The 25,576-nt window shown below is 59.3% G+C and carries 17 protein-coding genes and 1 other annotated feature; of the genes, 3 read left to right on the top strand and 14 right to left on the bottom strand.

Annotation, left to right across the window (positions count from 1 at the left end):
• Positions 1-8: 8 nt before the first annotated feature.
• The 9 genes from ACYVRZ_RS00085 to ACYVRZ_RS00045 form a co-directional block, all read right to left on the bottom strand.
• Positions 9-1,289, bottom strand: a complete 1,281-nt coding sequence (locus ACYVRZ_RS00085) for a bifunctional folylpolyglutamate synthase/dihydrofolate synthase (RefSeq protein ID WP_461223715.1) — start codon at positions 1,287-1,289, stop codon at positions 9-11.
• A 131-nt stretch (positions 1,290-1,420) separates the two neighbouring features.
• Positions 1,421-2,776: a L,D-transpeptidase family protein gene (locus ACYVRZ_RS00080; RefSeq protein ID WP_461223713.1), complete on the bottom strand. Its 1,356-nt coding sequence runs from the start codon at positions 2,774-2,776 to the stop codon at positions 1,421-1,423.
• A 169-nt stretch (positions 2,777-2,945) separates the two neighbouring features.
• Complete coding sequence (locus ACYVRZ_RS00075) at positions 2,946-3,617, bottom strand: ABC transporter ATP-binding protein (protein ID WP_461223711.1); 672 nt, start codon at positions 3,615-3,617, stop codon at positions 2,946-2,948.
• A 1-nt stretch (position 3,618) separates the two neighbouring features.
• Entirely contained in the window at positions 3,619-4,674 is a 1,056-nt protein-coding gene (locus ACYVRZ_RS00070; RefSeq protein WP_461223709.1) for an ABC transporter permease, read from the bottom strand.
• A gap of 4 nt (positions 4,675-4,678) precedes the next feature.
• The gene (locus ACYVRZ_RS00065; RefSeq protein ID WP_461223707.1) at positions 4,679-5,176 is read right to left on the bottom strand and encodes a TetR/AcrR family transcriptional regulator; all 498 of its coding nucleotides are present in this window, start codon (positions 5,174-5,176) and stop codon (positions 4,679-4,681) included.
• Positions 5,177-5,796: 620 nt separating this feature from the next.
• Positions 5,797-8,439 (bottom strand): valine--tRNA ligase, encoded by a 2,643-nt coding sequence (locus tag ACYVRZ_RS00060; protein WP_461223705.1) that lies wholly within the window; start codon positions 8,437-8,439, stop codon positions 5,797-5,799.
• 50 nt (positions 8,440-8,489) lie between these two features.
• Positions 8,490-8,692 (bottom strand) — a binding site (T-box leader).
• A gap of 153 nt (positions 8,693-8,845) precedes the next feature.
• Positions 8,846-9,496: a redox-sensing transcriptional repressor Rex gene (locus tag ACYVRZ_RS00055; RefSeq protein ID WP_262314739.1), complete on the bottom strand. Its 651-nt coding sequence runs from the start codon at positions 9,494-9,496 to the stop codon at positions 8,846-8,848.
• Positions 9,497-9,697: 201 nt separating this feature from the next.
• Positions 9,698-10,915: a tRNA uracil 4-sulfurtransferase ThiI gene (gene thiI / locus ACYVRZ_RS00050; protein ID WP_461223703.1), complete on the bottom strand. Its 1,218-nt coding sequence runs from the start codon at positions 10,913-10,915 to the stop codon at positions 9,698-9,700.
• 13 nt (positions 10,916-10,928) lie between these two features.
• Positions 10,929-12,089: a cysteine desulfurase family protein gene (locus tag ACYVRZ_RS00045; RefSeq protein WP_461223700.1), complete on the bottom strand. Its 1,161-nt coding sequence runs from the start codon at positions 12,087-12,089 to the stop codon at positions 10,929-10,931.
• A 397-nt stretch (positions 12,090-12,486) separates the two neighbouring features.
• Between ACYVRZ_RS00045 and ACYVRZ_RS00040 the strand changes: the two genes are divergently transcribed.
• On the top strand, positions 12,487-18,147 hold the full coding sequence (locus tag ACYVRZ_RS00040) for a mucin-binding protein (protein ID WP_461223698.1): 5,661 nt from the start codon (positions 12,487-12,489) through the stop codon (positions 18,145-18,147).
• Complete coding sequence (locus ACYVRZ_RS00035) at positions 18,065-20,380, top strand: mucin-binding protein (protein WP_461223696.1); 2,316 nt, start codon at positions 18,065-18,067, stop codon at positions 20,378-20,380. Before ACYVRZ_RS00040 ends, ACYVRZ_RS00035 begins: the two co-directional genes overlap by 83 nt.
• 319 nt (positions 20,381-20,699) lie before the next feature.
• Here ACYVRZ_RS00035 and ACYVRZ_RS00030 read toward each other — a convergent pair whose 3' ends face one another.
• The 5 genes from ACYVRZ_RS00030 to ACYVRZ_RS00010 all read right to left on the bottom strand — a co-directional run bounded on the left by ACYVRZ_RS00030 (position 20,700) and on the right by ACYVRZ_RS00010 (position 24,947).
• Positions 20,700-20,966, bottom strand: a complete 267-nt coding sequence (locus ACYVRZ_RS00030; RefSeq protein ID WP_461223694.1) for a hypothetical protein — start codon at positions 20,964-20,966, stop codon at positions 20,700-20,702.
• 352 nt (positions 20,967-21,318) lie between these two features.
• On the bottom strand, positions 21,319-22,416 hold the full coding sequence (locus ACYVRZ_RS00025) for a hypothetical protein (protein WP_461223692.1): 1,098 nt from the start codon (positions 22,414-22,416) through the stop codon (positions 21,319-21,321).
• Positions 22,417-22,583: 167 nt separating this feature from the next.
• Positions 22,584-23,282: an ABC transporter ATP-binding protein gene (locus tag ACYVRZ_RS00020; RefSeq protein WP_461223690.1), complete on the bottom strand. Its 699-nt coding sequence runs from the start codon at positions 23,280-23,282 to the stop codon at positions 22,584-22,586.
• Positions 23,279-24,523, bottom strand: coding sequence for a hypothetical protein (locus ACYVRZ_RS00015; RefSeq protein ID WP_461223688.1), 1,245 nt, complete (start codon positions 24,521-24,523; stop codon positions 23,279-23,281). The genes ACYVRZ_RS00020 and ACYVRZ_RS00015 overlap by 4 nt, the downstream gene beginning before the upstream one ends.
• A 139-nt stretch (positions 24,524-24,662) precedes the next feature.
• Entirely contained in the window at positions 24,663-24,947 is a 285-nt protein-coding gene (locus ACYVRZ_RS00010) for a hypothetical protein (RefSeq protein WP_461223686.1), read from the bottom strand.
• A 138-nt stretch (positions 24,948-25,085) separates the two neighbouring features.
• Here ACYVRZ_RS00010 and ACYVRZ_RS00005 point away from each other — a divergent pair, with 138 nt between their 5' ends.
• Positions 25,086-25,430 (top strand): tyrosine-type recombinase/integrase, encoded by a 345-nt coding sequence (locus ACYVRZ_RS00005; RefSeq protein WP_461223685.1) that lies wholly within the window; start codon positions 25,086-25,088, stop codon positions 25,428-25,430.
• Positions 25,431-25,576: the final 146 nt, after the last annotated feature.

Here is a 25,576-nt window from a genome sequence, read left to right as displayed (position 1 = left end):
ACAAGAGATTACGCCAACAGGGTCTGCCGCACCGCAGAAGCCAGGTACAAGGATCCCGCAATCACCACCGGCTCGTCGCGGTAGTCGGCCAGGTGGGCGGCCAAGGCCGACTGCCAGTCGCCAAACGTCGCCAGCCGCGCCTGGTCCGGGTAGTCGCCAAGCGCCGTGGCGCGGGGATTGTCCGGCACCGGCACCAGCCACAACCGAAAGCTGGTGCGTTCAAGCAACGCCAGCATCGTCTTGACGTCCTTATCGGCCAACGCGCCGATGATCAAAGTCAGTGGGCCGCGGCCGAATACCTGGTGCAGCGCGTCGATCAGCGACTGAATACCCTGGGGGTTGTGGGCCCCGTCGATCACGATCAACGGATCGGCGGAAAGCTGCTCCATTCGCGCCGGCCAGGTGCTTTTTGCCAAGCCACGACGAATGGCCCCGGCCGGCAGCGGCACCCCAAGCGCCGCGGCGGCCAGCTTGGCCGCCTGAATCGCCACCCCCGCGTTTTGCACCTGGTAGGGGCCGACCAAGGGAATGCGCAGGTCGCCCAGCCGTCCGTCGGCGTCGCGGTAGCCGAAGCGCTGCCCCCAGCCGTCGAGCTTGGCCTGGCCGACCTCAAAATCGCGGTCTTCGCGCAGCCACCGGCTGCCGGTTGCCTGCACCCGAGCCGCGACCACCGCCGCCGCTTCCGCCGGCAACGCCGCGGTGACCACCGGCCGCTTGGGCTTGATGATACCGGCCTTATGGGTAGCCACGCTGGTCAGCGTGTTGCCCAAAAGCTTGGCGTGGTCCAGCCCGACGCTTGTGATCACGCTGACCAGCGGATCGATCACGTTGGTGGAATCCGTGTCGCCACCGATGCCGACCTCAATCACCGCGACGTCGACGTGCTGCGCCGCGAAGAACCAAAAGGCGATGGCCGTGATGAACTCAAACTCGGTCACCCCAAGGCCGGGCCGTTGGCGCTGCAGCCGCTTCAGGGCCGCCGCCCCGGCGTCGTAGGCCAAGGCGAGGTCAGCGTCTGCAATCGGCTGGCCGTCGATGGCGATCCGTTCGTTGAAGCGCATGATGAACGGCGAGGTGAACAGCCCCACCGTCAGCCCGGTGGCCGACAGCATGTGGGCGATGGCGTTGGCGACCGAGCCCTTCCCGTTGGTGCCGGTCACATGGACGTACCGGCCGCGCTGCGGCTCGCCTAGCGCCGCCAAAAGCGCCGTGATCCGCTCGTGACCGCCGCTTTTGGCTAATCGCGGCAGCGCGTGAATCGCCGCCACCGCCTGTGAATAAGTCGTCATATCCTGCCCCTTTTCCGTTGCATTCCGGGCTTGCCCGGGTCTTAGTCAGTATACCGCAAAAAGGCGCCGCCGGTTCGGTGCCGCCGCAGACGCAAAAACGGCACCGAGGCCAAGGCCTGGGTGCCGCATGCTTAAAAGACGATGACTGGGGTGCCGGTGTCGACCACCGGGTAGAGCTTAGCGATGAAGGATGGCGGGTTGTTGACACAGCCGTGTGAGCCGTGTTCCTTGTACCAGTCGCCGCCGTACTTTTTTTGCCACGAGCTGTCGTGCAGCCCGACGCCGGTGTTGTCGATTGGCATCCAGTAAGAAACCGGCGTCGCGTAATCCGCGCCGCGCAAAATGGCGTTGCGCTGCTTGCTCCAGATGGCGAACACCCCGCTCGGCGTCGGCGTCGATGGCTTGCCGGTGACGACATCCGTGTCCATCACCAGCTTGCCGTCCTTGTAGTACCACTCGTGTTGATTGGCCTTGTCAACCTCGATGTAGGTGTTGCCGATGTCTGAACCGTCCGCGTGGTAACCGGTGCCGACGTGACTCAGGGCATGGGTGAAGTCCTTGCCCTTGAGAATCTCGGCGACCACCTTGGGCGTCTCCGTGGCGCTTGGAATGCTCCAGCCGTAGATGCCGGCGGGAACCGTCACCGTGCCCCGCTTAGTCGACTTGAACTGCCGACTCTTGGTGTAGGTGCCGTACTGCGCGTTGATCCCTTGAATGAAGGCCTTGACGCCGGCGCTTGAGACGCTGATTTTGCCGTCGGTGTAGCTCAGCCACTTGTGCAGGGTCTTGGTGGGAATCGTCACCGTGTGGTTTTGAATCGTCAGCTTGGCGTCAAGCTGGCTGATCGCCTGCAGCTTCGCCTTGGCCTTCACTAGGCTGGCCGATTGCTTGGTGATCTTGGGCTGAACGTACGTCGTCTTGAGGTCGACTGCGGTGCGGTTGCTGGTCACCGTGGCCGCGATGGCCTGACCCAGACGCTTGGCGCTGATCTGGGTGCCGGCCTTTTCGGGCTCAATCTCGAAGCGGTCTGCGGTCGCCACCACCTTCGCGTCGACCGGGGCCTTGCGCGATCCGTTGAGCTTGCCAGCCAGCGTCGTCGCGTACTGGTCGATCTGCTGATCCTCGCCGACCGCAAGCATCGCCGCCTTGTCGGAGCCGGCCAGCACCACCGCGCTGAAGCCCCAAGGGTTTTGCTTGGCCAACAGCTTCTTGAGCTGTGCCTTGAAATCACGCTTCAAGCCCAGCTGCGTCCCGCTGGCTTCGGCGACGGTTTGGCCGCCTTCGGTCAGCTTGTAGGTGACGCCCTTGAAATGACTGACCACGGCGGTGTTGGCCGCGGCGACGGTTTGGCCGCCAACCGCCACACCGAAAACCGTGGTGTTCGGCAAGAATCGCGCCTGGTAGTGGCGACTGCGGGCGACATAGGCGCCACCGGCCACGACCACAACGGCGGCCAGGCCAATCAGGATTGCGTGTTGTTTTTTCATGAGGCATCTCCTTGCTTGATCTCCCGCCGGGTGACGGGAATGGGCATATTATAACACGACTTGCGTCAACCCGGCGAAGTTGACGCTCGGGCCGCGGCCCAACGCTCGGCTTCATTATACCTTTATGACAAAGAGATGACAATATTACATTACCGTGTCGCGGCCGCAATCACACCCGCGCCAGCCGGCCGTCGGTCATGTCAAACACCGCGTCGGCGAACGGAATCAGGCGCTGGTCATGGGTGACCACTACCACCGCCTTGTCGCGAGTGTGGGCGAGGTCGGCCAAAAGCTGACCGACCACCTGCACCCGCGGTCCGTCCAAGGCCGCCGTCGGCTCGTCGGCCAGCAGAATCGCCGGATCCGGGTACAACGCCCGGGCGATGGCCACGCGCTGCTTTTGGCCGCCCGACAGCTCCGCCGGGTACTTGCCCACCAAGTCGGCGATGCCGAGCTGGGCCAAAAGCGCGGCCAGCGCGGTGCGACTCAGGTTGCCGGTTTTCTTGATGCGATCGACCAACTTGAACTGATCGGCCACCGTCAGGTACGGCAGCAAGTGGTAGGCCTGCAGCACAAACCCGATGGTGGTCAGCCGCAGCTGCTCACGCGCCTTGGCGCTGCGACTTTGGTAGACCTCCCCGGCCACGGTGACCACCCCGGCCGTTGGCGTCAACAGCCCCCCGGCGATGGTCAAAAACGTGCTTTTCCCCGAGCCGGACGGGCCGACGATCAGGCTGAGCGAGCCGGCTTCGGCGGCAAAGGAGACGTCGTGCAGAACCTGCACCCGGGCGCTGCCTTGGCCGAAGACCTGATCGACGTGTTCAAGTGTTAAAACTGCCATATTATCCTCCAATCACGCTGATGGGATCGACCTTGATGACCGAACGAACCGGAATCAGGCCCCCGAGCAGCGCCATCACGACCAGCAGCGCGGCGACGCCGGCCAACACCGGCACGTCAAACGCCATCGGCACGGCCGCAGGCATCGCCACGGCGGTCACCACCGTGAGCAAGGTGCCGATCACAAGCCCCGCCACGACCAAAAGCACCGACTGCGCAAGCGTCGCGCGAACCAGCACCCCGCTTGGCACCCCTTGGACGCGCATCACCGCGTAGTTCGGCAGTTTTTGCATGGTCAAAATGTACAGGAACACCGCGATGACGATCAACGAAATCACCATCAAAAAACCAATCATCAGCTCGAAGGTCATGTTCTGCGCGGAATACCCCGGCAGCTTGTTGATGAAGGTCTTCAGCTGGTAGGTCTGAAGCGCCGAGTCCTCGGCCTTGTAATCGGCGTTCTTCGACACGACGGCACTAGCCACCGGTCCGGGCATCAGGTTCTTCAGCGTTCGCCAGGCGGCGAGTTGGCCGTAGATCACCGGCGCGATGTTCATCTTCGCGTTGTCCGTGAAGCCGACAATGGTGTAGGCCGTTTGGTCAGCGTTGAGCTTGACCTTGTCGCCCAGCTTGTAGCCGGCCTGCTCAAAGGCGGTATCGGCCACCACCTGATGCGCATTTTGCGGCTTGTGGCCGGCCGTCAGCTTGACGGTCTTGGCCACGAACTGGGTCGCGTCCAGGCCGATGAACACGGCGCTTTCGTTGGCGTGACCCTTGGCCTTGGCGACCACCGACGCCTGGCCGATGTAGGCCTCGTCGTCAGACAAGCTACCGGCCTGAGCCTTGGTCAAAAGCGACTGACGCATGTCGACGTTGGCGTTGGCGTTGAGCGTCACGTTATCGACGCCCCACGACGACAGCGCCGCCGTGTTTTGGCGAGCCAAGCCCAGCGCCAGGCTGGTCAAAATAAAAATCAGGTAGCTGATCAGCACAATCATGGCAATAATCAGTCCCGAACGCAGCTTCTCCTTGCGAAGCTCCTTGAGTGCTAAAAACATCGTGTCATCTCCGAATCTTTGCAACGGCGGCCGCGAGTTGGTGTAGCCGCGCCGCCTGAGTTTCAGGTGCCAAAATCACGTCCTTGATGGTTTGGTGGCACAAAACCGCCACCGCCCACTCGCCGGGATCGGCCACAAGCGCCGAGGGCCGGCTGCCCAGCACGCTTTCGTTGGCGCGAAAGTGCTGCCGAATCAAGGCCCCGTACTCGGAGTCCTGAACGCTGTCGAGAAAGGCCCGAGTCGCCGCCACGTAGTCGGCGGCGCTGCATTGGCTTGGCAGCCCGGCGTGAATGGACCGCATGGCTTGGCCGAACAGGTACTGATACGCATCGGTCAGATCCGTGAAGTACTTGTAAAACGCCCCCCGCGCGATGCCGGCGGTCGCCACAATGCGGGCGACTTGGGCGTCGGCGAGCGGATGCGCGGCGAACTCCTGCAGCAGGGCCTGCGTCACCCGGGCTTTTTTGGGCTGAGCCAAGTTCATGAACGTTGTCGAAACCATAATCCCCCTCCATTTCAAGCGTCGACGCCTCACCTGAGCCGCTTCTTACCGAAAGTGACACAGTGTCAACTCGACCAGTATAGCATGAAGTGACACGGTGTCAACTTGAAAACAAAAAAACCGCCGCAAGTTGCGGCGGCCGCGCCGAAGCCACCGGACTCGGTGAATCCGGTGGCCTCGGCTTATTGGGTTACGTTCCTGACTTCATCTTACCGTGGTGGTGCCATTGCGCCCAACGGTTTCGGTCATCCGCGCGGCTAACTCGCTTGGGAGTGGCGGTGGCCGACCTGCAGCCGGTGGGGTGGTGCGAATCCGGGTCCCTGGTTTCCCCTCGTTTGATTCCGGGGTTGCACTAAAACTCTCGAGCTAAAAGCCGTGTGGCAATACACTGCGGCTTGTCATGGGTGGGGGCTGCGGTGCGAGCCGCAGGATGTGCCCCGCGCGGTGGATAACAAAGCAGCTGTGGCCTTTTGCTGCCTCCCCGTGCAAGAATAATCATTCGCGGATAGCTTAACACCGGACCAATTAGACGTCAAGCATTTTGCCTCGCGTCGTACCCACGCCAAACACCCGGCGCGATTTCGCGCCGGGTGTCTGTAGTACTGATGGTTCTGGCTAGCCTACTTGGCCGCCTGAAGCTCCGCGATGCGGGCATTGGTGGCCGCGAGCTTGGCCTCAAAGTCGGCCTGTTTGGCCTTTTGCTCGTCGACCACGGCCGCCGGGGCCTTGGCCAAAAAGCCTGGGTTGCCCAGCTTCTTGGTCACGCGGGTAATCTCTTGGGTCAGCTTGCCAGCCTCTTTTTGCAGCTTGGCGATTTCCTCGTCCAAGTCGATTAACTCGGTCAGCGGCACGTACACCGTGGCCCCGGAGATGACCGCCGACGCCGCAAGCGTCGGCACTTCGAGGTCTGGGCCGACCTCAAAGCCGGCCGTGTGAACGAAGCGGTCGATGAACTCGGCGTTGGCCGTGAACAGCGGCGCCAAGGCCGCGTCCTGCAGCCGCACCTGTACGTCAAGCGGGGTGCTGAGCGGCGCGTTGACTTCGGTGCGAATGCCGCGAACCGCGCGGATCAGCTCGATAATCGCCTGCATGTCGGTAATCGCCTGGTCGTTCTCGAACTCGGGGTGAACCACCGGGTAGCTGGCCGTCACGATCGACGCGCCGATGTGCGGCATGGTCAACCAGATTTTCTCGGTCACAAACGGCATAATCGGGTGCATCAGGCGCAGCACCTGATCCAGCACGTACATCAGGTTAACGCGCTTGGCGGCCTTGGCCGCCTCGTCGTCACCGGTCAGGACCTCCTTGGCCATTTCAATGTACCAATCGGCCAGCTCGTTCCAGATGAAGTTGTATAAGTCGCGCTCGGCCTCGCCGAACTCGAAGCTGTCGAACTTGGCGGTGACGCTGGCGACGGTTTGGTTCAACCGGGCGAACAGCCACTGGTCCGGCAGGTCGAAGGTCGAAGGATCGGGCTTTTGATCGGCGGTGGTGTCGGCCAGGTTCATCAAGACGAAGCGGGACATGTTCCAGATCTTGTTGACGAAGTTCCAGCTGGCCCCCATCTTGTCCCAGGAAAAACGCGTATCTTGGCCCGGCGTCGAGCCGTTGATCAAGAACCACCGCAAGGCGTCGGCGCCGTATTTTTCGATGACATCCATCGGGTCGATGCCGTTGCCCAGGCTCTTGCTCATCTTGCGGCCCTGCTCGTCGCGAATCAGGCCGTGCAGCAGAACGTTTTTGAACGGCCGCTTGCCGGTGAACTCAAGGCCCTGGAAAATCATCCGCGCAACCCAAAACGGAATGATGTCGTAGCCGGTAACCAGCGTATCGGTCGGGTAGTAACGCTTGTAGTCGGCCGCCTGCTCATCCGGCCAGCCCATGGTCGAAAACGGCCACAAGGCGGAGCTGAACCAGGTATCCAAGACGTCGGGGTCTTGCTCCCAGTTCTCGGCGTCTTCAGGCGCCTCCAGGCCGACGTACATCTCACCGGTCTGCTTGTTGTACCAGGCCGGAATGCGGTGGCCCCACCAGAGCTGCCGCGAGATCACCCAGTCGTGAATGTTTTCCATCCAGTTCAAGAAGGTGTGCTCGAAGCGTTCCGGCACGAAGGTGATCTTGTTGTCCGTGGCCTGGTTTTTGATCGCGGCCTCAGCCAAAGGCCCCATCTTGACGAACCACTGGGTCGACAGCCGGGCCTCGACCTGAACGCCGGTGCGTTCGGAGTGGCCGACGCTGTGGACGATCGGCACAATCTTGATCAAGTCGCCGCTTGCCTGCAGGTCCTTGACCAGATTCTTGCGGCACTCGAAGCGGTCCTGGCCGGCGTACTTGCCGGCGACGTCGTTCATGGTGCCGTCGTCGTTCATGCAGTTGATGCGCGGTAGGTCGTGGCGGTTGCCGACTTGAAAGTCGTTGGGGTCATGGGCCGGGGTGATTTTCACCGCGCCGGTGCCGAACTCGGGATCGGCGTGCTCATCGGCGATGATGGGAATCTCGCGCCCGACCCCGGGCACGATGACGGTCTTGCCGATCACGTCTTGGTACCGCGCGTCGTGGCCGTTGACCGCCACCGCGGTGTCGCCAAACATCGTTTCCGGCCGGGTCGTGGCGATTTCAATGCCCCCTGGGGTACCGTCGGCGAACTTGTAGATCATGTGGTAAAACGCGCCTTGGTCGTCTTGGTGCAGCACCTCGATGTCGGACAGCGCCGTGCGAGCCTGGGGATCCCAGTTGACGATGTACTCACCGCGGTAGATCAGCCCCTTATTGTAGAGGTCGACGAAGACCTTGCGAACCGCCTGGCTCAGCCCGTCGTCCAGCGTGAAGCGTTCGCGGGAGTAGTCCAAAGACAGGCCCATTTTGCCCCACTGCTTCTTGATGGTGGCGGCGAACTCGTCTTTCCACTCCCAGACCTTGTCGACGAACGCATCACGACCCAGGTCGTAGCGGGTGATGCCTTCCTGGCGCAGCTTGGCCTCAACCTTGGCCTGCGTCGCGATGCCGGCGTGGTCCATCCCCGGCAGCCACAGCGTGTCAAAGCCCTGCATCCGCTTTTGGCGAATGATCATGTCCTGAAGCGTGGTGTCCCAGGCGTGGCCGAGGTGCAGCTTGCCGGTGACATTCGGCGGCGGAATCACGATGCTGTACGGCTTGGCCGACTTGTCGCCGGACGGCTTGAAGACGCCTTGTTCCAGCCACTTCTCGTAGCGCCCCGCCTCAACCGCCTTGGGGTCGAATTTTGGTGCCAGTTCTTCTTTCATTGAACGTCCCTCCATGTGTTGCGTGACTAAACAAAAAAGACCCGTCCCAGTTCTAGGACGAGTCAGCTCGCGGTGCCACCTAAATTGAGGGCCAATGCCCTCCAGCTTATCGGATAACGGGCGTGGCCCGGCCTTTCCTACTCGGTTCAAAAAGGCAGCTCGCAAGCTACAATCGCGCGTGACGTCAAGGCTTGCACCGACCGCCTTGTCGCTGAAAACGTCACCGCGCGACCCTCTTGTTCAACGCGTTACCCGCATTATAGGCCAGCGGTTGGCCGGCCGTCAACGAAAAGTTGCCCAGGCACCGATCGAGCCGGCGGCGGCTCTCACCGCAAGGCGCCGTACCACCGCACGACAGCGGCCAGCCCGTTTCTCGCCGGTGGCCAGACGCCAGCGACCGTGCTGATCACCGCGCCTTTTCGTGGGCGCCCTTTTGGTGGGCGACGTACAGCAGGCTTTGAAGCTCCGAGGTCAGATCGATGTAGCGAATCGTGGTCCCCGGCTCGCAGACCACCGGCTGCGGGGCGAAGGTGAGAATCGCGTTCACCCCGGCCGCCTCCAGCGCGTTGACCACCGCGGTTTGTGACGTGCTGGGCACCGCCAAAATGGCGGTGTGCATCGCCGGCGTCAAGTGTTCCTGAAGCGTCGCGAAGTCGTAGACCGGAATGCCGGCGACCACCGTCCCCACCTTGGCCGGATCGGCGTCAAAGGCCATGGTGATGTTCAGATCGGGGTTGCGCCGGAAATTGTTTTCCATCAGCGCCGCCCCGAGGCCACCGACCCCGACCAGCAGCATCTCCTCGCGGCTTTGGACGTCCAAAAGCTTGCCGAACTCGTCGACTAAGGTGCCGACCGAGTAGCCGTAGCCGCTTTTGCCCAGCTCCCCGAAGCTGGAAAAATCGCGGCGAATGGTCGCAGACGGAATGTGAATAATCTCGCTAAGGCGGTCCGAACGGATGCGGCTGATGCCTTGCTGCTGGAGCTGCTGCACCGCGCGGTAGTACAACGGAATTCTGCGAACGGTCGCCTTGGAGACTTGTGCCTTGGTGTTTAACAACGTCTTCACCCCTCGTGATAACTGTTACCGCTTTCAGTTACCAGTTTATCACGAAGATTGTGAACGAGCAAACAAAGTCTGGTTGCAACCCGCATTTTTACTGATTTTTGTTCGTCAGTCCCACCCCGACCTGGGCCCGATTGGCTTGGCGACCTACCAAAAAGGCCCCGAAGCGCATCCGCTTCGGGGTCAGACAAGGCTTTAAAGCAATTCGGCGATGACGTCTTGATTTTGCGCCATGAACTCGTCGGAGCTGCGAATCTCGGTGATCTGAATGCCGGCCAAGGCCCGGGCCATCAACCCCTCGACGTCCAACTTGCTCTCGTAGTACCGGGACTTGTCTAAGTTGGGCTTAGTCTTGGGTGCCGGCGGGGCAAAAATCGTGCAGCAATCCTCGAACGGCATGATCGACAGCGCGTAGGTGTCGATGTCTTCCGCCACGCGGATGATCTCGTTTTTGTCCATCGTCGCCACCGGCCGGATAATCGGCATTGTGGTGACGTCGTTGATCGCGACCATGCTTTCAAGCGTCTGCGACGCGACCTGACCGACCGATTCGCCGTTGAAAATGGCAAGGGCCCCCTGCTTTTTGGCGATGGCCTCGGCCAACCGCAGCATCAGCCGCCGCTGAATGGTCATCAGGTAACCCTCCGGCAGGCTGGACTTAATGGTCTCTTGAATCTCCGTGAACGGCACCTGGATGAAGCGAATGCTACCGACATAAGGCGCCAGCTTGGTGGTCAACTGCTTGGCCTTGGCCAGGGCCTGGTCGCTGGTGTAAGGCGGCGAGAAGAAGTGAACCATTTCGATGTCAACCCCCCGCTTGAGGGCCAGGTAGCCGGCCACCGGCGAGTCAATCCCACCACTGAGCATCAACACACCCTTGCCGGCCGTGCCAACCGGCAAACCGCCGGCACCGAGGACCGTTTTGGTCGAGAGAAAAATCGCCTCGCGCCGCACCTCGACGCGCAGCACGTAATCCGGGTCCTTCATCTTGACGACCAGATCCGGCCGGACATCGGTCAGCATGTCGCCGAGGTTCAGGTTCATCTCGTTGGTGTCCAGCTCGAAGTTGTGGTCCGAACGCTTGGTCTGCACCTTGTACGAGGCACCGGTCGGCACGGTGGCCGCCATCAGCTCAAGCACCGCGGCGTGAACCGCCGGCATTTCCTTGGCCACTGCGACGGAAGGCGAGAAGCTTTGGATACCAAAAACCTTCCCGAGCCGCGCCATGACGGCGTCGGCGTCTTCGCCGTTCAGGTCAATGTGCAGCCGGTCGCGCTTGGGGTGCATTCGCAGCGCCGGGAACTCGTGGAGGGCCTTGGTGACGTTGCCGTTCAGCCGGCCGATGAAGGCCTGACGGTTCTTACCCTTGGTGGACAGCTCGCCGTAGCGAACCATGATTTCACTGTATTGCACAGTATCTTCCTTCCTATTGTTGAGGGGTGGCAAAAAGCTTGGCGAAGCCAGCGTAAACCTGGTCAAAGGCCGCGTTGAAGGCATCGGCCTCGGCCAAGGTGTTCTGGTCGTCTAGGCTGACGCGAATCGCGCTGGTCGCGACCTGGCTTGGCACGTGCATTGCCGCCAGGGTGCTGGACTCGGTACCCTTTTTGCTGGAGCAAGCGCTGGTGGTGCTGATGTAGATGTCGTGTTGCTCAAAGGCGTGAACGATGGTCTCGCCACGCACCCCGGGCAGCGCGAAGCACAAAATGTGCGGTGCAAAGTCCGGCGTGAGCTGGCTGAACATCACAACATTGGGAAACTTGGCGACGTGTTCGTAGATGCGGCGGCGAATCGCCTGCTCATGGGCCACCTTCTGGTCCTCGTCGGTTAACAGCAGCCGCAGGGCCTTGGCCATCGCCGCGATGGCCGGCGTGTTTTCGGTGCCAGAGCGTTGGTTGTCCTCTTGACCGCCGCCAGCCATAAGCGGCGCGATGTGGCGGCCTTCCTTCATGTAGACGAAGCCGGTGCCGCGCGGGGCGTGGAACTTGTGCCCGGAAAACGTGATGAAGTCGATCCGCGGGTTGCGCAGCGTCGCCATCAGCCCCTTGCCGATGCCTTGAACCGCATCGACGTGGAAGTGAACATTCGGGTGATCGGCCAGAATCGCCGCAATCTCATCGAGCGGCTGCTTGGCGCCGACCTCGTTGTTGACCGCCATCACGGAGACCAGAATCGTGTCGTCGCGCAAGGCGTTTTTCAAGTCGTTAGGGTCAATGAAGCCGCGGTGATCAACTGGGAGGTAGGTCACCTCAAAACCCAGCTGCTCGAGCTGGTGCATCGTGTTGATGACCGCGGGGTGCTCGATGGCGGTGGTGATCAGGTGCCGGCCGAACTGGCGCTTTTCAAAAGCGGTACCCTTGATCACCCAGTTATCGCCTTCCGTGCCGCAGCTGGTGAAGTAGATCTCGTCGGGCTTGGCCTGCATCAGCGCGGCAATCTGCTTGCGGGCCCCTTGCAGCATTGCGTCGGCCTTGCCGCCAACGGCGTGAAGGCTGCTGGGGTTGCCGTAAAAGTCCTCCGAGACGGTGCGGTAGGTGTCTAGCACCGCCGGCAGCGCCTTGGTGGTTGCACTGTTATCAAAATAAATCATGTGGGTCGTTCCTTCCAAATTGTAAGCTACTGCGTCTCATTATAGCAAAAGGGCCCCGCCGGCGGTAGTCAAAGATGCAGCGGCTTGACGACCGCTGCTTGCCATTGATTCGGCTTATCGTCACGGTCACCCGCCGCTGCCGGCCACTCGCCAGACGGCACATTGGCAACGCCTCTCATCAATGGGTCGCGGTGGTAATCAATCGATTGGTATGCTGCATGTACCGAACGCTCGAACGGCGGCAACAAACACGCGTGTTTCGGCTTGATGCGCCGTTAATCCGGAAAGTTGACAGCTAATTTTACCGATGCTACCATTCACGAATAATCGCTGATTCTGCCAATTGGGCGGTCACCGATAGTCATTGGTATGGTTGAATTCGCTAAGGAGGAATACTATGTCACGGCATTCATCGACACACCTGAAAGACAGCACAACCGAGCGCAAGTTGCGCTTCAGGCTCTACAAGTCCGGCAAGTTCTGGTTGGTCGCCGGCACCGCCTTTGGCATTTGGCTGGCCAAACCGCACAGCGTCAGCGCAGCGACCGTCGATGAGGGCGAGCCACCTGCCCTGACCGCCGAGGCGCCTGCCACCGCCCAAACACCCACCATCCCGCTGCTAAGCTCTATTTCCCCAGTCAGCGAAGACACGCCGGCGCCGGAAACGTCAACCACGACTGAACAAACGGCTGACGCTGACGCTTCCGCGACCACGGCGGCCGCTCAAGTCGCCTCTGAAACCAGCCCTGGTGAACCGGGTGCGGAAACAAATGATGGCGCAGGCGTTGCGCCAACCACCGCCACCGAATCAACGGCAGCGACGACCTCGGCCGCAACGGACCCGGACAGCACAACCACCGAAACGACTGGGCCCGACACCCTTGAATCCGATCAGCCCGAAGTGCCAACCACTGCAGACGCCACACGGGTTAACCCAAAAGCGGCCGCTCCAAAGGTTGCCGCCAGCCCGAATGGACAATCGCAAACTGATTCAACCAAGCTGGTGGGTGCGGCCAATACCATGGCCAGCACCACTGCGGACCAGAATATCACAGACGCTCATGACGAGATTCCGCCTCTGGCGCCTGAAGCCCCAGTAGATTCGCCGGAAATCACGACCTACTCCGCCACAATCACCGGCACCCCTGCCTGGAACGCCGAGGCGATCAGTGGGACCGCCACGCCTGGCAACACCGTCAAGCTCTGGCGAGGTGGCGAAATCGCGACTACAACCGTCGCCAGTGACGGAAGTTGGACGTTTGACCTCGCAGGCCTTGACCTTGACCTGACCAAGGCACTGGCAGTCCGAGAATACAATCCGAGCGGTCAGTCAGTCGGGGTCGTCGCTGTGCCGTATTACCAGTACGTCACACATCAAATCATACAGCGCGACGGAATGAAAACCGATGCAAGTGGCAACTACCTCGATCAAATCAATTTTACCGATTACGTCCTGATTCCGAGTCAGGCATCACTTTCCGGAGACACCGTGAACCTAACATTCGACTACTCGCCAATCTACTCTTGGCCACCACTGCGCCACAATGATTTTCCCGTGCTCGATGGCCTGGTCGCACAGTGGCGGGCAATCCCCGAACGGGTCAGTGTTTCCAATGTGACCACTGTCGACGCAATCTATTACTTTCCAGCAACGATTCAAGTGTCCCCGTTGGCCACTAACGATGACATGACAACAGCAGTCACACCCAAGGTAGCGAACACACCAGTTTCAAGCCTGCACTTAACTTCACCGAATTATCCAGCCGGCGTCACAATGACCGACTTAACCAAAAACGTCACCCGCACGATTCACTTCGTCGATGAGGCTGGCAATACGGTGGCGCCAGACGTTGTTCAAGCAGTTAAGTATACCCGAAGCGGAACTGTCAATTTTCTGACCAATCCGGCCACCGTCAGCTACTCGAATTGGGTTGCGGCCGACCCGGTGTGGTCCGAGGCCGCAGCGCCGCTTATCAATGGCCTGATACCGAGTGTAGACACGGTTGCTGCCGTAACGACAACAGGCGACACAGCCGACGAAACGGTGACCATCACCTACTTCCAGCAATTTGTGAACTTCGAAGGCCCCAAAGACGCCGGCACCCCGGTCTCGACGAATCCTGACGATCCCCGCAAGTATCCCGAGGGCATGACTGAGGCCGACAGCTACCTGACTAAGACCCGCACCATCGTGTTAATCAATGCGGTCACCGGTGAAAGCTACAATGAAGACACGCATCAGACCGTGACCTATGTGCGGCAGGGCGTTCTCGATTTCTCACAGACACCTGCACCGATGACCCAAGTGACTTGGACTGCCAGCGAGACGCAGTGGGCTGCCTTTAACGCGCCTGCTAAGCTTGGAATGATTGCGAGTCCCGGTCAAATTGATGCGGCAACGCCCCTGACGGATAGCTCCGATGCCACTGCAAACATTCGCTACTACCCAAGCACTGAAACCGTGACCAGTGAAAGTCCCAAAGTGGCTGGGGACCGTGTTAGCTTGGACAATGAGGACCCTCGAGTTTACCCAGCCGGCCTGACTATGACCGATTTGAAAAAAACCATCACCCGCGACATTAATTTCGTTGACGTTGACGGCGCAAATGTGGCCAGTCCGGTGCATCAAGAGGTCATTTTCACCCGGACTGCAAGCGTTAACTGGAGCACTGGCACCGCCACCGTCGTCTACAGTGAGTGGTCCGCAACTGAAACAGACTTTGAGGCGGTTACCAGCCCAGTAGTGCCGGGAATGATTCCGGCCAAAACGCTGACAGACGCGCTGACAGCCAGTATCGACAGTGCAACCACCACGGTTGACGTCGTCTACTTTCCGGCTATCGTAACCGTCTCTTCAAGGACGCCGCAGGTTGGTGGCACCCCGGTGTCCAATCACCCCGACGATCCGCGAATTTATCCGGATAATGTGGGTGAATCCGACCTGAACAATTCGATAACGCGAATCACCCGATTTGTTCTTGAAAGTGGGCGTCAATTTGCTTTTCGCCAGCAGGGCGTCCGCTACACGCGCGATGCTACAATCGACTATAGCATGGGTGACGGCACCAGCACCACCAGCTACAGTCCTTGGACCACACTTTGGGCATACTGGCAGGCCGCTGCCAATTATTCGTATGAAGGCTGGACCACATACGACCCTCCAGTCGAACAAGTATACGTCACTCCTGACATGCAAGATGAAGAAAGAATAATTCTCTTCTACCCTGACACGGTGACTGTAATGCCGGCAGCGCCAAAGAATTCAGGCGAACAAGTGACGGTCAACCCTGCAGACCCGCGTGTCTTTCCAGAAGGAGTCGCCGCTGCCGATTTGAACCGCACCCTGACACGCACCATCATGTTTGTCAATGGAGCAAACGGTGACACCGTGGCGCCTAACGTGACCCAGGTGCTGAAATACACGCGCATTGCCACAGTACATTTTGACCCGAACGGGTCGACCGTCACCTACGACGACTGGCAGAGCACCGACCCGGTTTGGCCTGGGCTGACCAGTCCGCAGTTTGCCGGACTTATCGCTAATCCGCAAACCGTGACCAATGAAACCACCGATGCTGACACGACGGATGCCTTCCTCACCATCTATTACTATCCAGACCAAGTGACGGTCACTCCTGACCAGCCCAAGAACCCTGGAGACGCGATTAATCCTGAGGATCCGAACGATAATCGTGTGTATCCGGAAGGCGTGGCACAAAGCGATTTGGTTCGCACCATCACGCGTACCATCCAGTACCAACTCGCCGGGATCCGGGCCGATTTGCCATCCCAAACCCAGCAAACCGTCACCTACACCCGCAGCGCGACGGTCAATCTCGCCACCGGCGCCGTGAGCTACAGCGACTGGGCCACGGCCAACGCGACCTGGTCGTCTGTGACCAGTCCTAATGTGCCGCAACTGGTACCATCCCCCAAGCAGGTGCCAGCCTTTACCACCACTGACGATTCGACCGATGAAACGGTGACGGTTCTTTACTATCCGGCGATTCTCACGGTGACCCCAGATGATCCCAAAAATCCGGGCGAGGCGGTGGATCCAACCAATCCCGAGGATGACCGTGAGTACCCGGCAGGTGTCTCGCAGCAGGACTTGACCAAAACGGTCACCCGCACCATCAAGTATGTCGATGCGACCGGCCAGTCCGTCGCCGATGCCGTGATTCAGCCAGTGATTTACACCCGCACAGCCACCGTCGATCTGAATGGCGGCATCACCTACTCTGGCTGGGTGAGCGCAGATGCCACATGGGCCGCGGCGACCAGCCCGAGTCTGGCCGACATGCTGACCTCCACTAAAGTCGTTGCAGAAAGCACCACTACTGCCAGCACGACCGACGAAACCGTGGTTGTGACCTACTTCCCGGCGATTATCACAGTCGAACCGACCGCCCCACACAATCCGGGAGACCCGATCGATTCGACCAATCCTGATGACAACCGGGAGTACCCAGCCGGTGTCACCACCAAGGACTTGACCCGAACAATTACGCGGATCATCAACTACTCAGCAAACAATGGTGACCTCGCTGCCAGCACCGTCATCCAGCCGGTCACCTACACGCGCAGTGCGACGATTAACCTGAATCAGCTCAGCGCGACCGACCCAACCGCAGGCATCACCTACACCGCCTGGGCTACGGCCGATGAGACCTGGCCGGCGGTCACCAGTCCATCGATTCCATCTTGGATCACCTTCACCAAGCAAGTCATTGCGACAACCACCACGCCGGATACGCCGACTACGATTGTGAACGTAACGTACTATCCTTCCCTACTCACCATCACCGCCGATGGGCCTCAAACAGCTGGCGCCCCCGTCGATGCGACAACTCCGGATGATGAGCGCATTTACCCAGCCGGCGTTGACACAGACGACCTGAATCGCACGACTACGCGAACCATCACCTACGTCGATGCCACGGGCGATCCGCTTGGTGAGGCTGTGACTCAAGCCGTCAAGTACACCCGCTCGGCAACGGTCGACTTGAATTTGGTGGATGCAAGCGACCCGCTCGCAGGTATCACCTACACGCAATGGTCGACAACCGATGCGGAGTGGCCGATTTTGACCAGTCCATCAAGAGCAGGACTCACGCCGAACATCAAGGTTATTGACGCGTTCACGACTACGCAAGACACAGCCGACGCGACGATCACCGTCACCTACTATCCTGCAACCTTGACAATCACACCGGAGTCACCCAAGCAGCCTGGTGAGGCGGTAGACCCAACCAATTCAAATGACAACCGCGTCTATCCAGCCGGCGTTGACACAGCCGATCTGAACCGGACCATCACCCGGACAATCACCTACGTTGACGCTGATGGGACCCAGCTCGGCGATGTTGTGACTCAAGCTGTTAAGTACACGCGTTCGGCAACGGTCGACTTGAATCTGGTGGATGCCAACGACCCGCTCGCGGGTATCACCTACACGCAATGGTCGACAACCGATGCGCAATGGCCTCAGGTCGCCAGTCCGGTACGGACGGGCATGATCCCGAACATGAAGGAAGTTGCGGCACGCATAACCAGTCCGACTACTGTTGATTCGACAATCACGGTCGTCTACTTCCCGGCCACTATCACGGTTTCGCCGGACAATCCCAAGAACCCAGGCGACAAAGTCAGCCCTGATGACCCCAACGATAACCGCGAGTACCCGGCCGGCGTCAGTGCAAGCGACCTGAACCGCGCCATCAGCCGTACCATCACCTACGTCGACGCCAATGGACATCAACTCGGCGATAGCGTAACTCAAGTGGTCAAATACACCCGCTCAGCAACCGTGAATCTCAACTCACTCGAAGAAACCGACCCGCTTGCGGGAATTGTCTATACACCTTGGACTACCACCGACGCCGAGTGGGCCCAAGTGGCCAGCCCAACGTATGTCGGCCTGACGCCAGACATGCGGGAGGTCGCGGCGGTCAAAACCAACCAGGACACCACCGATGTGTCCGTCACCGTCACCTACCGCGCAACCATCATCACCGGTTACCCCGGACCAGCCCCACAACCCCGGGGACAAGATTGACCCGACCAACCCGGACGACGACCGTGAGTACCCGGCTGGCGTTGCGACGGCGGATCTGAACCGCACCATGACGCGAACCATCAACTATGTGGATGAGCTGGGCAATCAGATTGCCCAGCCTGTAACTCAGATCGTCACCTACACGCGCAGCGCAGTGCTTGATTTAAGTCTGATCGATGCGGATAACCCAGACGCCGGCATCAGTTACACGGACTGGACGACCCGCGATGCCCTCTGGGCCGCGGCCGATAGCCCAACGCTCACTGGCCAAATCACTTTCACGAAAGTCGTGGGGGCTCAGAACACCACGGCCGAAACTACTAACACAACCGTCACCGTTATTTACTACCCGGCCATTTTGACGGTTCAGCCGACGGCGACGAAGAACCAAGGTGACAAGGTCACCCCCAACAATCCGGCCGACCAGCGCGAGTACCCGGCCGGTGTCAGCGCCGGCGATCTGAACCGGACCATCACCCGAACGATCAATTATGTTGACCCCAGTGGCAACCAGATTGCCCCAAGCGTCACGCAAAACGTCGCCTACTACCGTGCGGCCACCGTCGACTTGACGCGCGTCGACGCCAACGACCCACTGGCCGGCATCACCTACACGGCCTGGACGACGGCCGATGGTACCTGGGCCGCCGTGGCGAGCCCGACCCTCGGTGACCGGATTACCGATACCCCGGTCGTGGCGGCTCAGCGTCCCACGGTGCAAACCGCAAGCACGACCGTCACGGTGACCTACTACCCGGCCATTTTGACCGTTTTGCCGACCGATCCGAAGAACCAAGGCACCAAGATCACGGCAGACGCCGCCGACCCGAGGGAATATCCGGCCGGTGTCAGCGCCAGCGACCTGAACCGCGTGATCACTCGCACCATCAGTTACGTCGATGCGTTCGGCCAGGCGGTGGCCGAGCCGGTGATCCAAACCGTCACCTACTGGCGCATTGCGACCGTCGACCTGAACCGCGCCAACGCCGCCGACCCGACAGCAGGAATTGTCTACACCAGCTGGACAACCAGCGACAGCACCTGGGCAGCAGTTGAAAGCCCGGTGGTGACCGGGCTCGCGACCCGCACGAACGTGGTTGGCGCAGCTAAGGTCGCGTTCGCCACGCCGAGCCAGAGTGTGCGGGTCACGTACTACCCGGCGACCATCACCGTCACACCGAATGACCCGAAGAACCCAGGTGAGAAGGTCGATCCAGCTAACCCAGATGATGACCGCGTGTATCCGGCAGGCGTTGGCCAGGCCGACTTGAACCGCACCATCACCCGCACCATTCGCTACGTCGCCGCTGACGGCCAGGTTGTGGCCGACACCGTGGTGCAGCTTGTCACCTACACGCGCGAGGCCACCATTGACCTGAATGGTGACGTGGCCTACACCGCCTGGACAACGGCGAATGCCGATTGGCCTGAGGTCCTCAGTCCGACCAAAACAGGGCTGACCACGTTCACCCAATCGGTTGCGGCCAGCACCGCCGCCCCCGACACACCCGACGCCACCATCACCGTGACTTACTTTGCCACCACCGTCACCGTGGCACCGGGTGACCCGAAGAACCCGGGCGACCGGGTTGACCCAACCAACTCAGACGACCCGCGGGTTTATCCCGCTGGCGTCGCCCAGGCCGATTTGAACCGCACCATCACCCGCACCATTCGCTTCGTCGATCGCACCGGGCGCGAACTCGCCCAGGCGGTCGTTCAAACGCTCGAATTCAGTCGCACAGCCACCGTGACCTACGCCGCAGATGGCAGCGCCACCGTGGTTTACGGTGACTGGCAACCCGCCCAGGCCGCCTTTGCGGCCTACGTCGCCCCTGCCGTCGCAGGGTACACGGCTCGCTCGCCGCAAGTCCCTGCGCTGAGTGTCACGGCTGACGACGGCGACGCTCAGGCGGTGGTCGACTACCTGCGCAATCCGGCGGATCCAGTTCCGGAACCGACACCGGCACCGCACCACCCGACCACACCGACGCCGAAGCCGGCTCCGGCCGTGGATAACGGTGGGTCAAACCCGATACCAGCGCCTCAACCGCTGACGTCAGGTCAGGCGACCGGCGCAGCGCCGCAAAGCGCGACCCCCGCGACCACCCTACCTCAAACCGGCGAGGCAACCGCACCGCTGCTCAGCCTCTTCGGCCTGGTGCTAACCGGGGCGGCAAGCCTTCTGGCACTGCTCGGCCGCCGGCGTCGCCGCAACACCAACCATCACTAACCGTCACCGATGCAAAGCAGAATCGCGCGAACGTCTGGCAGCCGCCAGGCGTTTTTGCTTAGACGCAAAAAAAAAACACCCGCAAGCGGGTGTGTTCGGAAAGTCGATTACAGCTTCTGGTGGTAACAAGGCGAGTATTATCATTTTAACTCAATACAAATCCAGACACGTCAAGGTATTCAAGGAAGAAATATTGGCGTAACGCTGTGAAAATCGGCATGGATTGATAACTTCTGCAACAATGTGCAACAGTTGAGCTGACCCGTAAATACTACTGAATAAGTCGCGCATTTAACCGATGTGCGATTTTTTTCTACCGTTAGTCAAGTACAAATTCCGGTAGATCAGCTCTTGTTTGGCGGTTAGTCCTCCTCTTGGTTGGGAGATGGCTTGTTGGTGCCGCGAAGGAAAGCCCTCTTGCCTCGAAGACGATTTGCGGTTCGGTGTAGTTCTTTAACTGCTTGAGTAACTGCTGAAAGCCGAACCAATCATTGTCAATCTTGTCTTCCCGGACTTTCACCCGATCGACAACGATTGCGACCTCTGAGGTTGCTGCACTAACATCAATTCCAAATGCAACGGTCACTACGAACACCATCCTTTTAGGCTTTGATACGTGATGCACCATCAAACTATTTTTCAATACTCGACTTTATGGTCAACAGACTACGAACAGATTCTCTGATGGTGCAGTGAAGCTGCCATTTTGTGCTACGACGTCAGGCGTCAAAAAAAACCACGGCATGTTAACTTCACCACCACTCTAGCAGAAAACTAAAGTGGCGAAGATTGATTCCGTCGAATCAATCTTCGCCACTAAGGTTAGTCTGTTTGTGATTCGCCTAGTTAATCAAGAACTGACTATGCGCCTCACGCTGGGTGCAAAAGTTTTGATCAAGTTGCACTTAAGCCAGCGAGAAACAAGCTCGAACTTTCACTTAATCACGCATACTACTGTAATCCGTTAGGCATAGCCGCCTAGCAATCGCTACCACAATCAACCCGGCTATTATCATTAGGACCACCGCTGACCACCGCACGGCCGTAACCCCCGGCGTCATCACAATGCCTTGCAGCTGTGCAAAGGGATTGACGCTACTCGGGATAAAGCCTAGGCCGACCGCCACCAACAGTAACGCCGCCAAGCGCGCGCTTAGCTGTCGCACTGCGAGCGTCCCTAACTGGCTCCAACTCACCACAAATACCGCTAACGGTAGCCAATAACTTAGCTGCGTTACCAGCTGGTGCCCCAGCGACAGCGTGTTGCTCAACGGGTACCGCCAGGTTACGCGCTCATCACCGCCTAGCATTAGCCCCCAAATCGCGGCCACACCGACAGCCAAGACGGTGAAGCCTAGCAGTAACCCGACTGATACCCCGAGATCGGCAACCTGCAGCCGCCAACGCCGCCGCGTCGTGAGCAACTGATATCTCCAAGCTGGCGTGTCGAACAGCTCACGCCACAACGCCCCGGCCCCGATCGCGATAAACACGAAGACCGGCGTCCACATCAAAATTGCTAAACAGCGTTGTGCTAAGGCGCGAGGCGCCAGTGACCAGGTCGACCAGATCAAGGTCTGACCACTGTCTGAGACCTTTGAGACCTTGCGTCGAAGCGACTTCAAAGCAGGTAGCGTGGTCTGAGTCAGCGCAAGGCCGCTATTCGGCTCTACCTTTTCGAGCGCCAGCGTCGTTATTAGCGCCGCTTCGTAGTGTGTCGTGAAGCCGCGGTAATCTTTGCTCTCCAGAGCTTGAGCGGCGCGATGTTGGTCCGTGACCAGTTGCTTCTTGAAGGCCAAGGCTTGCCAGTGCGGTACCTCTGCTGGCCGTAGCTTCTTAGGCCGTGCGGGCGCCTGTTGGACCTCTTGGGCTAAAGATTCAACCTGCCGGTTCAGTCGTGTCACCAGCGTCTGCTCCTCTTGGGTCTTGCGCCAATAAGTCACGCCCACCACGGCACTACCGAACAGCACCGCTACTGCGGCCAGTAGCCATAGTAGACGAGAACGCCACAGTCGGCACCACCATAGTCCAAGCATCGCCTTCACCCCTTCCCGTTCCTTGCTAAATGGGCTGTATTTCACTAAGCCTGCGGCTCGTTGCCCTCTACCTAAACGCGCGCCACCGAGCACCGCGGAAGCGGACTGCTAGGGCCAGGCACTCGGGCCAAGACCGCCCAAGCACCAGCGCTACGGTAGCCGACCCGCTAAGCCCGCGGCTCGCTGCCCTCTACATGAAACAACGCCTCATACCTTGCCTCTGCGTCCGTCGTCACCACTTCTTCTTGAAGCGCCGTTCCTACCTTAAACAGGTAGTGATCCGTGACCTTCTGCAACTCAGCGAGGTTGTGCGACGACACCAGCACGATGCGACCGCTGTCCTGCAGCGCCACCAAGAGCTTGCGGATAATGATCACCGAGTCCGGGTCCAAGCCGTTGAGCGGCTCGTCCAGCAACAGGATCGGCGTCTTTGGCAACAGCGCCAACGCGATCGCCACCCGCTGCTTCTGCCCCATCGACAGACTACCGACGGGCTGCTTGGCAAAAGCGGCCAGCTCCAGCTGCGAAGAGACCGCTGCGATCGCCGCTTCGTCTGCGTGGTGCTGCCCCGCCACGAAGCGCAGGTGATCGACGGCGGACAGCCGCGGGTACAAGACGCTTGAGTCTTGCCCGTAGGCGATCTTGGCGAACACGACGGCGGCGCTTGGCGCCGCCCCATCGAGCAGGATCGTCCCGGCTTGCGGCCGCAGAAGTCCGCACAAGAGGTCGAACAGCGTGCTCTTCCCGCTCCCGTTAGGTCCGACCAGCCCGTACACACCGGGCTGGTTCAGCTTCAAGTTCGTGGCTTCGTACACCGGATGGTGCCGGTAAGCAAAACTCATCTGGTTCAAACTAATCTCGGTCATGCGACTCGCCTTCCTTTCACTGGCACTAATGCCCCCAGCAGTGCGAGGACTGCCACCACAAGGATGCCAACAAGCACATACGGCCACACCGTGGCGCTTGTTCCTAACACATGCGCCAGGTAGTTGCTGGCGACCCAGTCGCCGTTCAAGTACGTCCAAGGGTTGAACTTGCTGGCCGGCAGTACAAAGAACAACAGCGGCGCCACCACGCCGACCATCAACCCGGCGATGCGACTAGGCAGCCAACGGTTGACCAGCATGGCCAAGGCGCTGTTGGCGGCCAACGTCGCTACGATCAGCCCGGCGTAGCGGCCCAGGTACTGGGCCAGCGGCGCGATCTTAATCTGAAGCGGTAAGAAGAAGTTGGCGTCGTCATGTGCGGTAGCCCAGGCCCAGTGTTGCGTCACCTCTTTGCCTGCCACCCAAGTCTGGACGGGGTAACGCAGATCGCCCAAGCCATTGCGAACGGCGGCGTAGATCAGGAACAGCCCGAACGCAATGGCGACTAACGCCAGCGAGGCGACGAAGTGGAAAGCAAACTTGGTCAGCACCAACTGCCGCCACGACACATTCTGCAGTCGCAGCCACCGCACGTGATCGACGCGGCCGTGGTGCTCTTCGGCCAAGGTATCGCCTAGGAAGAGGTTCAAGACGGAAAGCGCCACCAACAGGCCCCCGACCGAAGCCCACTGCCAGACTTGAGTCCAGGCGTTCGGGTAGTACTGGCGGGTATGATTTGAGTCGGCTAGGTCGGAGACGTCCATGTTCTGTGTGGCGGTCGTAGTCGGGTTTGTTGGATAACCTAATGGGAGAATCGGATCGATATCAAGCTCCTTCATATAAATCAGTTGCGCTCGCAACGACTCAACTTCCCCCGCATGAAGCGTGTGACCAAGACTGCCCTGCACCGCAATTTCGGGATCACCTTTCATAAAGCGTCTGAGGGTCTGATTACGAATTTGCTTAGCTTTACGCCGAAGGTAAAGGCTGCGCATATGAAGACTACTAGCCAGATCTTTTTCTCCGACCTTTTTAATAGCAACATCAGCCGAGCGCATTAGCCGACGATCGCTTTCGATCCGATAATCAAACTTTGCAAGTTGCCACCGCTCAGCAGCCGACTGCTGGCGTAGCTCAACCTCCAGACACCCTGACATTAAAGCAACCAAGATTAGTACGCACGTCCACAGCGGGCGTCCAGATCGCCATTTTTTTAACTCAAGGACAAACATATCAATCATCACGCACCTCCTTACCATCGATAAAAGCCGAACAATCCACAAAAATGCGCAGACGGTTCGGCCGTGTGAAAATAAAAAAGATGATATTCTCCAATGTCGGCTATGAGTGATCTTCCCTTTACCGTCAGTAATATATCTTCTACGCTACAAGCTTATAGATACCTTGATATGTTGCGTTTCCAATATAGACAACATCGATTAACGCCCACCAGTGACTGCCAACGTAAAACCCGGTTTCAAAAACAGAACTTCCAGTGTGAAATACGCTCTTTGTGGTGATGCTCGGTTTAATACCGCTGGCAGCTTGCAGTGTAGTTTTTTGTGCTGCGGAAGTTGAGGCACCCACGCTAACTGACTGAGAACTTACCACGCCTCCAACGAAACAGCCAAGCCCAACAAGACAGATAAGCAAACCTTTTTTCATAACTTGCTCCTCTCCCACTCATATCCTCCGATTCTGATTGTATTCCAAATTTCCGTCAATAGCAAGCGCTTTCACAACGGCGCTTATGATGAGCAAGGTGACTGTGGCATTCACGTTAACCAGCAGCGAAGTCCTTGGGTGAAAAACGATACTACCTTGAAGACCAAAAAGGCGTATCGAACGGTATCATTGCCTCGTGAGCTGTACGATCTCCTTAATCAGGTCAAACCAAAGGCTGATGGCCACATCTTTGAGACATACGGATTCCGAGTTGCGCTGCGATTGGAGCCGCTATTGAAAGAGGCAAAAGTCGGTCATACGACCTTCCATGGCTTGCGCGACACGTTTGCCTCATTTCTGTTCAGTCAAGGAATCGACTTGGCCTACGTTTCGAGGCACTTAGGGCATGCGAGCCTGAGCATTACCCGGGACTACTACATCTCGCTGATGCCAGAAAAAAGGCGCTACGATATTTGGAGTTGATAGGCTACTTGCCTGCCAGCTCCTTTTTCTATACCATTTAGTTTTCAGCACACAAACAGGACACCACACGGCTTCCTGTTCATCGTCCCGACCAAAGAATTCAGAAATGGAGTTTGTGTGATGTCCCTTACTAGTCAGTCTATCCG

This window comes from Lacticaseibacillus suihuaensis, from assembly GCF_054785075.1.
The sequence above is the reverse complement of the archived record's forward strand: the minus strand, read 5'-3'. Positions and strand labels throughout refer to the sequence as shown.